The sequence below is a fragment of the Rhodoplanes sp. SY1 genome (assembly GCF_046000175.1).
Taxonomy (GTDB): Bacteria; Pseudomonadota; Alphaproteobacteria; order Rhizobiales; family Xanthobacteraceae; genus Rhodoplanes.
Genome location: NZ_JBEOMB010000085.1, coordinates 20,978 through 35,280, shown reverse-complemented (window position 1 = coordinate 35,280; position 14,303 = coordinate 20,978). Strand labels below are relative to the sequence as shown.

Genomic DNA, 14,303 nt, shown 5'->3' with positions numbered 1-14,303 from the left:
CCCACGCGCGGCGGCGTCGGGGCGGAGGGCGTCGGCACGGGTGACGTCGTGACGCCCGCCGGCTCGGCCGCCTCCTCGGGACGCAGGCGATCACGCGGCTCCTCGGCGAGGAGCGCGTCGACGCCCGCCTCCAGATAGAAGGCGAGCAGGTCGCGGGCGGCGGCGGTACGGTCGGGGCTCATGCCGGCCCTTCATACATCAAGATCCGCCCGGGCGGATCGTCGGCCGGATGGTCGCGCGCGTCCTCCCGCAGTCCCCCGCGCCGCGTCACCGCGACACGTCACCTCGCGACACGTCGTCTTGCGGCAGATCAAGGAGTCGCCCTGCCGCTTGCGCGGTGATACCGATGCCGCGGGCGACACGGCGCAGCGACGCGGGCGGCCCCCGCCGCCGCGAGACCGTCCCGCGCCACGGCTTCCAATTGTCGCAGGGTGCGCCGGGTGCACGGCCTGCATGTCCGAGCGCCGCCGCGCAGCGGCGCCGGCCGACCGAATCGGGGTGATGTGATGTCCGAGGAACTGCCCGCCCGCGAGGCGATGGAATTCGACGTGGTGATCGTCGGCGGTGGCCCCTCGGGTCTCGCCGCGGCGATCCGGCTGAAGCAGGTCAGCCCCGACGCGTCGGTGGTGGTCGTCGAGAAGGGCGCCGAGGTCGGTGCCCACATCCTGTCGGGCGCCTGCGTCGACCCGATCGCCTTCGATCGCCTCCTGCCCGGCTGGCGCGAGGAGGCGGACGCGCCGCTCAAGACCAAGGTGAAGGACGACCGCTTCTACATGCTGTTCGGCCAGCGCGCGCTGCGCCTGCCCAACGCGCTGATGCCGCCGCTGCTGAACAACCACGGCGCCTTCATCGTGTCGCTCGGCGACGTCTGCAAATGGCTCGCCGCCAAGGCCGAGGCACTCGGCGTCGAGATCTATCCGGGCTTCGCCGCGAGCGAGGTGTTGTTCGGCGACAACGGCGAGGTGGTCGGCGTCGCCACCGGCGACATGGGCATCGGCCGCGACGGCGCGCCCAAGGACACGTTCACGCGCGGCATGGAGCTGCGCGCGAAGTACACGCTGTTCGCGGAGGGCGCCCGCGGCCATCTCGGCAAGCGCCTGCTCGCCCATTACGACCTGTGCAAGGGTCGCGAGCCGCAAAAGTTCGGGATCGGCATCAAGGAGCTCTGGCAGGTCACGCCGGACCGCCACCATCCCGGCCTCGTCCAGCACACCTTCGGCTGGCCGCTCGACAACAAGACCGGCGGCGGCTCGTTCCTGTATCACTACGGCGAGAATCTCGTCGCGGTCGGCTTCGTCCTGCACCTCAACTACGAGAATCCGTATCTGTCGCCGTTCGAGGAGTTCCAGCGCTTCAAGACGCATCCGCTGGTCCGCCGCACCTTCACGGACGGCAAGCGCATCGGCTACGGGGCGCGCGCCATCGCCGAGGGCGGCTGGCAGTCGGTGCCCAAGGTGGCGTTCCCGGGCGGCGTGCTGATCGGCGACGACGCCGGCTTCCTCAACGTGCCGCGCATCAAGGGCACCCACAACGCGATGCTGTCCGGCATGCTGGCGGCCGAGCACGTGGCGGCGGCGCTCGCCGCCGGCCGGGCCGGCGACGAGCTGACCGACTACGAGACGGGCTGGCGCTCGTCCGACGTCGGCCGCGACCTGTGGAAGGTGCGCAACGCCAAGCCGCTGTGGTCGCGCTTCGGCACCGCGATCGGCATCGGCCTCGGCGGGCTCGACATGTGGACCAACGCGATGGGTTTCTCGTTCTTCGGCACAAGGCCGCACGGCAAGCCCGATTCGGCCTGCCTGAAGCCGGCGGCGAGCTGCCGGCCGATCACCTATCCGAAGCCCGACGGCGTCCTCACCTTCGACCGGCTGTCCTCGGTGTACCTCTCCAACACCAATCACGAGGAGGACCAGCCCGTGCATCTGCAGCTCGCCGATCCGGGGCTGCAGAAGGCGTCCGAATACGACGTCTATGCCGGGCCGTCGGGCCGCTACTGCCCGGCCGGCGTCTACGAATGGGTGCGCGAGGACGACGGGCCGCAGGCCCGCATGCGGTTCGTGATCAACGCGCAGAACTGCGTGCACTGCAAGACCTGCGACATCAAGGATCCGAACGGCAACATCACCTGGGTGGCCCCGGAGGGGGGCGGCGGCCCGGTCTATCCGAGCATGTGAGGGCGCTCTACCGGGCCACCGTCGCCGGCGCGCGCGGCGGCGGCTCGTCGAGACGGCGCCACCAAACGGCCGTGTTCGCGCGGTCTCTGCTCCGACGAGCAGCGTGCGGACGCGGCTCCCTTGCGGGTGCCCGTCAAACCGGTCATTGTCGGCCACCGTGCCCGTCCCGCGTCGTCACGACGTGGGCGGCACAGCGGTCGGCGGAACGGCACGCGAAACGTGCGGGGGTGCGACCGCCGGATGCGAACGCCGCGACGGGGACGCCGCGACGGCGGTGCGCGCGGCGGAGACCACCGCGACGGATGTCGTCTTTCCGGACGACGCCTCCTCGTCCATCGGGACGAGACGGTCGTCGCCCACGAGGTGTCACCGCCGGTGTGTCGCCCACCGGGTGTGTCGCCTGCCAGGTGTCGCCCACAAGGAGAAGATCCAGCCGTGAGACGAGCGTCGCCCATCCGAGCCGCGGCTCTCGCCGCCACGGCCGTTGTCCTCGCCGGCCTGCCCGGCACCGTCGCGGCGCAGACCTCGACGGCGGCCGCCGTGGCGCGCCGCGAGCCGGTCCGCGAGACGGCGCGCACCAGCCTGGCGGGTGATTATCTGGCGGCACGCCATGCGAGCGTCGGGCGCGACGCGGCGTCGGCCGCAGCCTACTACCGCGCCGCCCTCAAGGCCGACCCCAGGAACCCCGATCTGCTCGAGTTCGCCTTCTACGCCGTGCTGGCGGACGGCGACATCGACGAGGCGGCGAAGCTCGGCGAGCGGCTGCTGCAGGCCGACCGCACCGCCCGCAACCCGAACGCGCGGCTGGTGCTCGGCATCCGCTCGCTCAAGCAGAAGCAGTACACCTCCGCCCGCACCCAGCTCGGTCAGGCGGCGCGCGGTCCGGTGACGGATCTGATCGCCACCCTGATGATGGCCTGGGCCCAGCAGGGCGCCGGCGACACCAAGGGCGCGATCGACACCATCGACCGACTGTCGGGGCCCGACTGGTACGGCATCTTCAAGGATCTGCATGCCGGCCTCGCCTACGATCTCGCCGGCAACAAGAAGGAGGCGGGCAAGCGCTTCGAGCGGGCCTACAAGCTCGACTCCTCGGCGCTGCGCGTCGTGCAGGCCTGGGGCGGCTGGCTGTCGCGCAACGGCCGCCGCGACGAGGCCCTCAAGGTCTATCAGACCTTCGACGCCTCGCTGCCGCGCCATCCGCTGATCCGCAGCGCGATGGCGACGATCGAGAAGGGCGACCAGGTGCCGCGGCTCGTCGAGAGCCCGGGCGCCGGCGCCGCCGAGGCGCTCTACGGTCTCGGCGCCGCCCTGGCGCGGCGCGAGGAGGAGCTGAGCCTCGCCAATCGCGGCCTCGCCTATCTGCAGCTCGCCCTCTACCTCGAGCCGAACCACGCGCTCGCGCTGCTGTCGCTCGCCGATCTCTACGAGGCGATGAAGAAGCCCGAGCTCGCCATCGCGGTCTACAAGCGCGTGCCCGAAGACTCGCCGCTGCGCCGCAATGCCGACATCCAGATGTCGATGAACCTCGACTCGCTGGAGCGCACCGACGAGGCGCGCGAGGCGCTCGGCAAGCTGATCGCCGCCCGCGGCGACGACGTCGACGCCATCATGGCGCTCGGCAACATCCTGCGCGACCGCAAGAAGTACGCGGAGTGCGCCGACGTATACACGAAGGCGCTCGACCTCGTGAAGACGCCGACCCGGCCGAACTGGACGACCTTCTACTTCCGCGGCATCTGCTACGAGCGCTCCAAGCAGTGGCCGAAGGCCGAGGCCGACCTGAAGAAGGCCCTGGAGCTCTTTCCCGAGCAGCCGCACGTGCTGAACTATCTCGGCTATTCGTGGATCGACCAGCACGTCAACCTGGACGAGGGCATGCGGCTGATCCGCAAGGCCGTCGACCAGCGTCCGGACGACGGCTACATCGTCGATTCGCTCGGCTGGGCCTATTACCGCATCGGCGAGTACGACGAGGCGATCAAGCATCTCGAGCGCGCCGTCGAGCTCAAGCCGATGGACCCGACCATCAACGACCATCTCGGCGACGCCTACTGGAAGGTCGGGCGCCAGCTCGAAGCCAAGTTCCAGTGGACACATGCGCGCGACCTCAAGCCCGAGCCCGAGGATCTCGCCAAGATCGAGAAGAAGCTGAAGGTCGGGCTCGACGACGCGCCGCCGTCTGCCGCGGCCGAGGCCGACAAGCCGAAGCCGGCCGAGACCGGCAACAACGGCGGCTGAGCCAATTCCGACGTTGGTGCCGTTCAGGCGCCGACGATCCGGCATCCGTGACGTGGCGGCAGTCGGGGCTTGACCCCGGCCGCCTTCCTCCCGAGAAGAGCGTCCGGCGATACCGCGCGACCCCTGTCGCGCGACGCTCGCCTCTCGGGACTTCGCATGACCACCACGGTACTGACCGGCCTCCTCGAAGAGACCGCGCCTGCAAAAGTCAACCTGACGCTGCGCGTGCTGGGCAAGCGCGGCGACGGCTATCACACGCTCGAAAGCCTGGTCAGCTTCACCACGATCGGCGACCGGCTGACGCTGAAGTCCGGCGTCGATCTCGGCCTCTCGGTGTCGGGGCCGACCGCGGCGCAGTCCGGGCCGGTCGAGGACAATCTGGTGCTCAAGGCGGCGCGGCTCCTGGCCGAGCGGGTGCCGGACCTGGCGCTCGGCGCCTTCGATCTCCTCAAGCGTCTGCCGGCCGGCGGCGGGCTCGGCGGCGGCTCGTCGGACGCGGCGGCGGCGCTGCGGCTGCTCGCCCGCCTCAACAAGCTCGCGCCGGACGATCCGCGGATCGCCGAGGCCGCCCTGAAGGCCGGCGCCGACGTGCCGGTCTGCCTCGACGGCAAGCCGCGGGTGATGCGCGGCGTCGGCGAGGTGCTGTCGCCGCCGGTCGCGCTGCCGCCGCTGTTCGCCGTGCTGGTCGGCCCCGGCTTCCCGCTCGCCACCAAGGACGTGTTTGCGGCGCTCGGCCTCGCGCCCGGCGAGACCCGCGGCGAGCCGACGCCGGACGGCGCCGTCCCGAAGGACCGCGAGGCGCTCTACGCCTACCTGGCCGAGAACGGCAACGACCTCGAGGCGGCCGCGATCGGCCTCGCGCCGGCGGTCGGCGATCTCCTGGAGCGGCTGCGCACCCTGCCGGGCTGTCGGCTCGCCCGCATGTCGGGCTCGGGCTCGACCTGCTTCGCCCTGTTCGACGACGCCCGCTCGTCGGCCGACGCGGCCATGAAGCTCGGTCCGGCGAACACCGGCTGGTGGGTGCGCGCCACCATGCTGGCGCGCTGAGGCGGCGCGCGGTCGGGGCGCCACCGGTCGCGCGGCGGAGCAGCGCCGTGTCCCGGGCGCGGCGCAGCGCGCCGCGAACGGGATCAAGTGCGTGCGGGCGAGACGATGACCGCGCCGCGCACTCCGCTCATGCCCGCGCAGGCGGGCATCCAGGAGCGGCGTCGTTTTGCGGCCCTGGGTCCCCACCTTCGCGGCGACGAGCGGGAAACGGCGTCCCAGGCACGAGTCCGGGAGTGCGGCCCCCGGTCAATGCGTGCGCGACACCGCGAACTCGACCGCCTCCTCCAGGGCCTGCTTGATCTCGCAGTCGGGGAACAGGGCGAGCGCGTCGCGGGCGATGGCGCCGTAATGGCGGGCCCGCGTGATGGTGTCGTCGAGCGCCCGGTGCTTCGCCATCAGGGCGATGGCGTGCTCGAGGTCGTTGGCGCCGATCTCGCCGGTCTCCAGCGTGCGGCGCCAGAACTCGCGCTCCGAGTCGGAGCCGCGGCGGAACGCCAGCACCACGGGCAGCGTGATCTTGCCCTCGCGGAAGTCGTCGCCGACGTTCTTGCCGAGCTTGGCGGCCTTGCCGCCGTAGTCGAGCGCGTCGTCGACGAGCTGGAAGGCGATGCCGAGATTCATCCCGAAGGAGCGGCAGGCCGCCTGCTCGGCCTTGGGCAGGTCGGCGACCACGGGGCCGACCTCGCAGGCGGCGGCGAACAGCTCGGCCGTCTTGGCCCGCACCACGGCGAGATACTCGTCCTCGGTGGTGGCCGTGTTCTTGGCGGCGGCGAGCTGGCGCACCTCGCCCTCGGCGATGACGGCGGCGGCGTTGGAGAGGATCTCCAGCGAGCGCAGCGAGCCGACCTCGACCATCAGCTTGAACGCCTGGCCGAGCAGGAAGTCGCCGACCAGCACGCTCGCCTCGTTGCCCCACAGCATGCGGGCCGCGAGCTTGCCGCGCCGCATGTCGCTCTCGTCGACGACGTCGTCGTGGAGCAGCGTCGCGGTGTGCATGAACTCGACCGAGGCGGCGAGCTTGACGTGCCCGTCGCCCTCGTAGCCCGACAATTGGGCCATCGCGAGGGTCAGCATCGGCCGCAGCCGCTTGCCCCCCGACGTGATGAGATGATTGGCGACCTCCGGGATCATCGTGACCTCGGACCCGGTGCACGACAGGATCGCCGCGTTGACGCGGGTCATGTCGCTGGACACGTGGGACACCAGGCGGTCGACGGAAGCGCCGGCAGGAGACTCGAAAGGAATTACGACGGCCAAAGCCGATTCTCCGAAATCAAGGACCCGCGACGATAGAAATGCTACCGTTCACGAGCAAGTACGGTGTTTCCCCCTGGCGGAACGGCGCTGGCGCCCCGGAAGAGGACGGTCGTGACACGTCTGGTCGATCGGATGGACCTGCGGCTCGCGACGCCCGGACCGGGCCTGCGGATCGCGGTCCTGGTGCCGTGTTACAATGAACGGGCGTCGATCGCAAAGGTGGTCGCCGATTTCCGCGCGGCGCTGCCCGACGCCGCCGTTCATGTGTACGACAACAACTCGACGGACGGCACCGCCGAGGCCGCGCGCACGGCCGGGGCGGTCGTGCGCAGGGCGACGCCGCAGGGCAAGGGCCACGTCGTCCGGCGAATGTTCAGCGACGTCGAGGCCGATGTCTACGTCCTCGTCGACGGGGATTCCACCTATGATGCTCCCAGCGCCCGCGACATGATCGCGCGGTTGCTGGAGGAGCACCTCGACATGGTCGTCGCGGTGCGCCGTCCCGAGGGCGCCGCCGCCTATCGGCGCGGCCACCGGCTCGGCAACCGCCTGCTCACCGGGGTGGTGCGGCAGATGTTCGGCACCGCGTTCTCCGACATGCTGTCGGGCTATCGGGTGTTCTCGCGCCGCTTCGTGAAGTCGTTTCCGGTGCTGTCCGGCGGCTTCGAGATCGAGACCGAGCTGACCGTCCATGCGCTCGAGCTCGACATGCCGGTCGGCGAGGTGCCGACCCCCTATTACGCCCGCCCGGACGGCTCGGAGTCGAAGCTCGCCACCTGGCGCGACGGCTTCCGCATCCTGAGGACCATCGTCAAGCTGTACCGGGTCGAGCGGCCGCTGGCGTTCTTCGCCGGCGCCGGCCTGTCGCTCGCGGTCCTCTCCGTCGGCCTGTCCGTGCCCGTGATCGTCACCTTCCTGGAGCAGGGCGTGGTGCCGCGGCTGCCCACCGCGGTGCTGTCGACCGGGCTGATGATCCTCGCCTTCCTGTCCTTCACCTGCGGCCTCGTGCTCGACACGGTCACGCGCGGGCGGCGGGAGATCAAGCTGCTCGCCTATCTGGCCCAGCCGGCGCCCGGCGATCGGCCGCGACCGGCCGAGGCTTCGGGGACCGATCCGGGGGATGTTCGATGAAGGAGCTCGTGCGCACCAACGATCCGGTGCTGGTGTCGGCCGTGGTGGCGCTGCTCGACGCCGCCGGCATCGAGCATCTGGTGCTCGACCAGAACATGAGCGTGCTTGAGGGCTCGATCGGCATCCTGCCGCGCCGGATCCTGGTCGCCGAGCCGCGGGCCAGAGAGGCGCGGCGGCTGCTCGGCGACGCCGGGCTCGGCAAGGAGTTGCGCCCCGATGGGCCGTGAGGCCGGCGCCGGGAACGCCGTCGCAGGGCCGGTCGGGCTCGCCCGGTCGGCGGGCTTTCCCGAGGCGGAGTGGAGCGACGACGGCATTCTGGATGGCCGGCTGCGGCTCCTGCAGCCGCGCCGCGGCCATCGCTTCGGCCACGACGCGATCCTGCTCGCCGCGGCGACGCCGGCGCTCGCCGGAGAGCGCGCCGTCGAACTCGGCGCGGGGGTCGGGGCGGCGGCTCTCGCGCTCGCCTGGCGGGTGCCGGGGCTGCATCTGACGATGATCGAGATCGATCCGGCGCTGGTCGGCGCGGCCACCGAGAACGCCGCCCGCAACGGGCTCGCCGACCGGGTCGCGGCGGTGCGGCTCGACGTCGCGGCGCCGCTCGCTGCGTTTGTCGAGGCGGAGCTGCCACCCGGCGTCGCGGCGCGGGTGCTGATGAATCCGCCGTTCAACGATCCCGGGACGCTGTCCGCCTCGCCCGATCCGGCGCGCCGGCGCGCCCATGTGGCGGTCTCACAAGGAGAAACGCCGTTGCTCGACGTCTGGATCGGCGCCGCCGCCCGCCTTCTGCGGCCGGGCGGCACCCTGTCGCTGATCTGGCCGGCCGCGGGGCTCGGCGCCGTGCTGGCGCGGCTGTCGGACGGGTTCGGCGGGATCGGCCTCGTGCCGGTGCACGGCAAAGACGGTCAGCCGGCGATCCGGGTTCTGGTGCGGGCCACCAAGGGCGGCCGGGCGCCGCTCGCCCTGCTGCCGGGGCTGGTGCTCGCCGACGCGGCCGGACGGCCGACCGCGGCGGCCGAGGCGGTCCTGCGCCACGGCACGGCGCTGCCGCTCGCCGCGCCATGATCGGGGGTCGGCACGCCTTGGTGACTCAGGCTTCCTCGGCCCGCAGCGCCGCCGCGGACCGGGCGAGCCGGCGGTCGGCGACGTGGTAGAGGGTCGCGATCACGCCGAACAGCGACGCGATGATCATGACCTTGATGTCCATGACAGCGCTCCTCCGGGAATGATCCAGCCGCGCGACTGCAACGCGAGGCCGCGAATCGGATTCGATTCAATGTGCGATGGTGTCGACTTCGTGATCGCCGGTGACGCCCGGTTCACCATGTCGGACCTCCATACGACACCGGGGAGGTAAACGATCCGTAACTCGCGGCCGCGACGTCGCGTCCCTATGATCCCGGCCGGTGCGGTGCGAAACCCGGCGGCGCGGCGCGGGGTTGTCGTCGCGGTGCCCGGCCGGCGGTCCGCCGGAGGGCGGGCACCAGGCCGCGGAGGATCACGGGATCATGTCGTTCGGGAGCAGGACCGAGCCGGGCAGCGGGGACACGAGCCGGGGCGGACTCCAGGATTTCGTCGCGGGGGTGCGCCGCTTCGTCACGCCGGTGCTGCCGAAGCGCTGGCGGGCCGACGCCGTGGTGGTGCCGGTGGTGCGCATCAACGGCGTGATCGGCGTCGCCTCGCCATTGCGGCCGGGCGTGACGCTCGCCGGGCTCGCCCGCGCGCTCGACCGGGCGTTTGCGATGCGCGGTGCCAAGGCGGTGGCGCTGTCGATCAACTCGCCCGGGGGCGCTGCGGCGCAGTCGCACCTGATCTTCCGAAGAATCCGCCAGCTCGCCGAGGAGAAGAACCTGCCCGTGATCGCCGCCGTCGAAGACGTCGGCGCCTCGGGCGGCTACATGATCGCCTGCGCGGCCGACGAGATCGTCGCCGACCCGGCCTCGATCGTCGGCTCGATCGGGGTGATCGGCGCCACCTTCGGGCTCGACAAGGCGATCGAGAGGCTCGGTATCGAGCGGCGTGTCTACACGGCCGGCGAGAGCAAGTCGTCGCTCGACCCGTTCCTGCCGGAGAAGCCCGAGGACGTCGCCCGCATCAAGGCGATCCAGACAGAGATCCACGCCCTGTTCATCGAGCTGGTGAAGTCGCGCCGCGGCGACCGCCTCGCCGGCCCGGAAAAAACCCTGTTCTCCGGGGAGTATTGGACGGCGTCGACGGCGCTCGGTCACGGGATCGTCGATCGGCTCGGCGATCTGCGCTCGTACTTGCGCGAGCGCTTCGGCAAGGAGGTGCTGACGCCCGTGGTCTCGCCGGAGCGCGGCTTCCTGGCGCGCCGCCTGATGGGGGCGAGCCAGGGCGGACTGATCGGCGATGGCGGCTTCGGCGGCGCGCAAAGCCTCGCCGCGGACGCGATCGCGGCGCTCGAGGTGCGCGCCGTCTGGGCCCGATACGGGCTCTAGGACTTCGACGTTGTAGGACTTCGACCTTGCGGCTCGCCCGCGCCGCATTCACCCCCGCGGGTCGTGCAGAGGAGACGGTCGCATGCCGTTCGTGATCCCGCCCGTGATCGCCCTGACCGCCGCCGCCCTCGGGGTCGCGGCCCTCGGCCGCGCGCTCGCCCGGGAATGGCGGCGCATCAACGAGGAGCTGGAGCAGATGCGCCCGGCCGAGGCGGTCGACCCGAGCCGCCTGCCGAAGCTCCGCCGCGACCCGTCGACCGGCGTGTACCGGCCGGAGTAGGGCACACCGATCAGCCGAAACTCACCTCTCCCCGCCGCGCGGGGAGAGGGAGACAGTGGCGAGGCCGCCTCGCCTTGACCCTGAAAACCCCTGCCTCTACGGTCCGCGCGCCCACGGCCGCGGACCGGGCGCGCTCTTCACGGGCGCCGCCGGCGCGGCCGCTCGTCCGTCGATGCGAGCCGCCATGACACACTCCGACCTGCCGCCGCACATGCGGCCCGAACGTTCGTTCCAGGGCCTCATCCTCGCCCTGCAACGCTACTGGGCCGACAAGGGCTGCGTGATTCTGCAGCCCTACGACATGGAGGTCGGGGCCGGCACGTTCCATCCGGCCACCACGCTGCGCGCGCTCGGCCCGAAGCCGTGGAACGCGGCTTATGTGCAGCCCTCGCGCCGGCCCAAGGACGGCCGTTACGGCGAGAACCCCAACCGGCTGCAGCATTACTACCAGTTCCAGGTGATCCTGAAGCCGTCGCCCGAGAACCTCCAGGACCTCTATCTCGACAGTCTCGCGGCGATCGGCATCGACACGGCGCTGCACGACGTGCGCTTCGTCGAGGACGACTGGGAGAGCCCGACGCTGGGCGCCTGGGGGCTCGGCTGGGAATGCTGGTGCGACGGCATGGAGGTGAGCCAGTTCACCTACTTCCAGCAGGTCGCCGGCTTTGAATGCGCGCCGGTCGCGGGCGAGCTGACCTACGGGCTCGAGCGGCTGGCCATGTATGTGCAGGGCGTCGAGAACGTCTACGACCTCAACTTCAACGGTCGCGAGGGGGCCGAGCGGGTCTCCTACGGCGAGGTCTTCCTGCAGGCCGAGCAGGAGTACTCGCGGCACAATTTCGAGCACGCCGACACGACCATGCTGTTCGAGCAGTTCCGCATGGCCGAGGGCGCCTGCAAGTCGTATCTCGACGCCGGCTGGCGGCGCGACGCCGAGGACGCCAAGGCGTCGCGCCACCTGATGGCGCTGCCGGCCTATGACCAGTGCATCAAGGCGAGCCACGTCTTCAACCTGCTCGACGCCCGCGGCGTGATCTCGGTGACCGAGCGGCAGAGCTACATTCTTCGCGTGCGCGAACTGGCAAAAGCCTGCGGCGAAGCCTGGCTCGCCACCGCCGGCGGCGGGGCGGGCTAGGGCGAGCGCGCCGGCCCGTCACCCCTCCGACATCGCGACACCCGAGCTTTTTCAATCATGCCCGACCTTCTCTTCGAACTCTTCTCCGAGGAAATCCCGGCCCGCATGCAGGGGCGGGCGGCCGAGGATCTGAAAAAGCTCGTCACCGACAAGCTGGTCGATGCCGGTCTCGTCTACGAGGGCGCGACGGCGTTCGCGACGCCCCGGCGCCTCGCCCTCGCCGTGCAGGGCATCCCGGCCCGCCAGCCCGATCTGCGCGAGGAGAAGAAGGGGCCGCGCGTCGGCGCGCCCGAGAAGGCGATCGAGGGCTTCCTCAAGTCCGCGGGCCTCACCGACATCGCGCAGGCGACCGTGCAGAAGGACCCCAAGAAGGGCGACTTCTATGTCGCCCTGGTGGAGAAGCCCGGCCGGCCGGCCATCGAGGTGCTGGCCGAGATCCTGCCGCTCGTCGTGCGCACCTTCCCGTGGCCGAAGTCGATGCGCTGGGGCTCCGGGCGACTCACCTGGGTGCGGCCGCTGCACTCGATCGTCGCGACCTTCGGGCCGGAGACCGAGGATCCCGACATCGTGCCGTTCACGGTCGACCACATCACGGCCGGCGACACGACCCGCGGGCACCGGTTCCTGGCGCCGGGGGCGTTCCGGGTGAAGCACCACGACGACTACGTGGAGAAGCTCCTGAAGGCCAAGGTGGTGCTCGATCCGGCGCGCCGCCGCGACATCATCCTGCACGAGGCGAAGCATCTCGCCTTCGCCCAAGGTTTTGAACTGGTCGAAGACCAAGGGCTGCTCGAGGAAGTGGCGGGGCTGGTGGAGTGGCCCGTGGTGCTGATGGGCTCGTTCGACCCGACGTTCCTGAAAATCCCGGACGAGGTGATCCGCTCGACCATCCGGGCGAACCAGAAGTGCTTCGTCGTCCGCGACCCGAAGACCGGCAAGCTGGCGCCGCGCTTCATCCTCGTCTCGAACACGGAAGCCACCGACGGCGGCACGGCGATCGTCGCCGGCAACGAGCGGGTGATCCGGGCCCGGCTCTCCGACGCCAAGTTCTTCTACGAGACCGATTTGTCGACGCGTCTCGAGGAACGACTGCCGAAGTTCGAAAACATCGTCTTCCACGAGAAGCTCGGCACCCAGGCCGAGCGCATCGCCCGCATCGAGCGGCTGGCCGTGGCGCTCGCCCCGCTGGTCGGGGCCGACGTCGAGAAGGTTCGGCGCGCCGCAAAGCTCTGCAAGGCGGACCTGCTGACCGAGGTGGTGGGAGAGTTCCCCGAGCTGCAGGGCCTGATGGGCAAGTACTACGCCCTCGCGCAAGGGGAAGACCCGAGCGTCGCGGCCGCCTGCGAGGAGCACTACAAGCCGCAAGGGCCGGCCGACCGGGTGCCGACCGACCCGGTGTCGATCGCGGTCGCACTCGCCGACAAGCTCGACACGCTGGTCGGCTTCTGGGCGATCGACGAGAAGCCGACCGGCTCGAAGGATCCTTATGCGCTGCGGCGTGCGGCGCTGGGGGTGATTCGCATCGTGCTGGAGAACGAGCTGCGGTTACGGCTCGTTGACTTGGCTGCTGATCACTTGCTTGAGAGTTCTGTTGTGGGCAGTGAAGCCTATCGTCAGATCGATGATGCTCAAGGGTTGTATGGGTACGATACGATATCTAGCGACGTTGTGTCTTTGATCCAAAAGCTCTATGGGGTCGGGTATTTCGTATTCCGGGCGCAGATTGATGCTGCGAATTTGTTCAGAGAAAAACATTTAGAATTTAAGGATGAGCAAGCGGCTCGACTGTATGGTCTTCTGTACTTCTGGGAATCGCGCTTGCCTGACGTGCTAGCCCGCGCGCGCGAATCGTCGGTACACCCGGCCAATGAACGTGAATTTCTAGAAAATGCCGCTGGGAAAGAGGCGGCTTTGCGGAGTTCTGCCGAACCTTTGGCCCAAGACCTCCTCGCCTTCTTCGCCGACCGCCTGAAGGTCCAACTCCGCGACCAGGGCGCCAGGCACGATCTGGTGGATGCGGTCTTCGCCCTAGAAGGCCAGGACGATCTCCTCCTCGTGGTCCGCCGCGTCGACGCTCTGGCAAAATTCCTCGACACCGAGGACGGCAAGAATCTGCTGGCCGGTGTGAAGCGGGCGACCAACATCCTGCGCATCGAGGAGAAGCGCGACGGCACCCGCTATGCCGGGACGGTCGACGCGGCGCTGTTGCGCGAGGACGCCGAGCGGGCGCTGGCGCGGGCCGTCGACACGGCGCGGACCGAGGCCGAGGCGGCGGTCGCGCGCGAGGACTTTTCCGCCGCCATGGCCGCGGTCGCGACACTTCGTCCCGTGGTCGACGCCTTCTTCGACGACGTGACCGTGAACGCCGACGACGCGGCCGTGCGGGCGAACCGTTTGCGCCTGCTCGACGGCATCCGCGCGGCAACCTTGGCGGTCGCGGATTTTTCGCGCATCGAGGGCTAGAAAAATCGTCGCGTCCGGTGGACACTGCGCTCCAGCAAACCGGACGATTTGAGGTTCGGACGACAAGGTCCGTCGAGGACCGGAGGGACCGACCCCCGGACGTGGCGTGCAGATTGCGC

The 14,303-nt window shown here is 70.3% G+C and carries 11 protein-coding genes and 1 pseudogene; 10 read left to right on the top strand and 2 right to left on the bottom strand.

Features of this window, described 5'->3' with window-relative positions; genetic code table 11:
- Positions 1-182 (bottom strand): annotated as a pseudogene (locus ABTU92_RS20770) (uracil-DNA glycosylase); the annotation flags it as partial.
- 324 nt (positions 183-506) lie between these two features.
- On the opposite strand from ABTU92_RS20770, the gene ABTU92_RS20765 reads away from it, so the two are divergent.
- The 3 genes from ABTU92_RS20765 (at position 507) to ABTU92_RS20755 (ending at position 5,462) form a co-directional block, all read left to right on the top strand.
- Entirely contained in the window at positions 507-2,174 is a 1,668-nt protein-coding gene (locus tag ABTU92_RS20765) for a 4Fe-4S dicluster domain-containing protein (RefSeq protein ID WP_408093526.1), read from the top strand.
- Between the two features lie 435 nt (positions 2,175-2,609).
- Entirely contained in the window at positions 2,610-4,415 is a 1,806-nt protein-coding gene (locus ABTU92_RS20760; RefSeq protein ID WP_408093525.1) for a tetratricopeptide repeat protein, read from the top strand.
- Positions 4,416-4,571: 156 nt separating this feature from the next.
- Complete coding sequence (locus ABTU92_RS20755) at positions 4,572-5,462, top strand: 4-(cytidine 5'-diphospho)-2-C-methyl-D-erythritol kinase (protein WP_408093524.1); 891 nt, start codon at positions 4,572-4,574, stop codon at positions 5,460-5,462.
- 246 nt (positions 5,463-5,708) lie between these two features.
- Here ABTU92_RS20755 and ABTU92_RS20750 read toward each other — a convergent pair whose 3' ends face one another.
- Positions 5,709-6,719 carry a polyprenyl synthetase family protein gene (locus ABTU92_RS20750; protein ID WP_111358448.1) on the bottom strand — a complete coding sequence of 337 codons (1,011 nt, stop codon included), beginning with the start codon at positions 6,717-6,719 and terminating at the stop codon, positions 5,709-5,711.
- Between the two features lie 132 nt (positions 6,720-6,851).
- Between ABTU92_RS20750 and ABTU92_RS20745 the strand changes: the two genes are divergently transcribed.
- From ABTU92_RS20745 to glyS, 7 genes are all read left to right on the top strand, one after another.
- Positions 6,852-7,850: a glycosyltransferase family 2 protein gene (locus tag ABTU92_RS20745; RefSeq protein WP_408093533.1), complete on the top strand. Its 999-nt coding sequence runs from the start codon at positions 6,852-6,854 to the stop codon at positions 7,848-7,850.
- Entirely contained in the window at positions 7,847-8,077 is a 231-nt protein-coding gene (locus tag ABTU92_RS20740; RefSeq protein WP_408093523.1) for a DUF2007 domain-containing protein, read from the top strand. The genes ABTU92_RS20745 and ABTU92_RS20740 overlap by 4 nt, the downstream gene beginning before the upstream one ends.
- Positions 8,067-8,912 carry a tRNA1(Val) (adenine(37)-N6)-methyltransferase gene (locus tag ABTU92_RS20735; RefSeq protein ID WP_408093522.1) on the top strand — a complete coding sequence of 282 codons (846 nt, stop codon included), beginning with the start codon at positions 8,067-8,069 and terminating at the stop codon, positions 8,910-8,912. Before ABTU92_RS20740 ends, ABTU92_RS20735 begins: the two co-directional genes overlap by 11 nt.
- 443 nt (positions 8,913-9,355) lie before the next feature.
- Positions 9,356-10,306 (top strand): S49 family peptidase, encoded by a 951-nt coding sequence (locus ABTU92_RS20730; protein WP_408093521.1) that lies wholly within the window; start codon positions 9,356-9,358, stop codon positions 10,304-10,306.
- Positions 10,307-10,388: 82 nt separating this feature from the next.
- Complete coding sequence (locus ABTU92_RS20725) at positions 10,389-10,586, top strand: hypothetical protein (protein WP_408093520.1); 198 nt, start codon at positions 10,389-10,391, stop codon at positions 10,584-10,586.
- Positions 10,587-10,797: 211 nt separating this feature from the next.
- Positions 10,798-11,721 carry a glycine--tRNA ligase subunit alpha gene (locus ABTU92_RS20720; protein ID WP_408093532.1) on the top strand — a complete coding sequence of 308 codons (924 nt, stop codon included), beginning with the start codon at positions 10,798-10,800 and terminating at the stop codon, positions 11,719-11,721.
- A gap of 57 nt (positions 11,722-11,778) precedes the next feature.
- Positions 11,779-14,184 carry a glycine--tRNA ligase subunit beta gene (gene glyS / locus ABTU92_RS20715; protein WP_408093519.1) on the top strand — a complete coding sequence of 802 codons (2,406 nt, stop codon included), beginning with the start codon at positions 11,779-11,781 and terminating at the stop codon, positions 14,182-14,184.
- Positions 14,185-14,303: the final 119 nt, after the last annotated feature.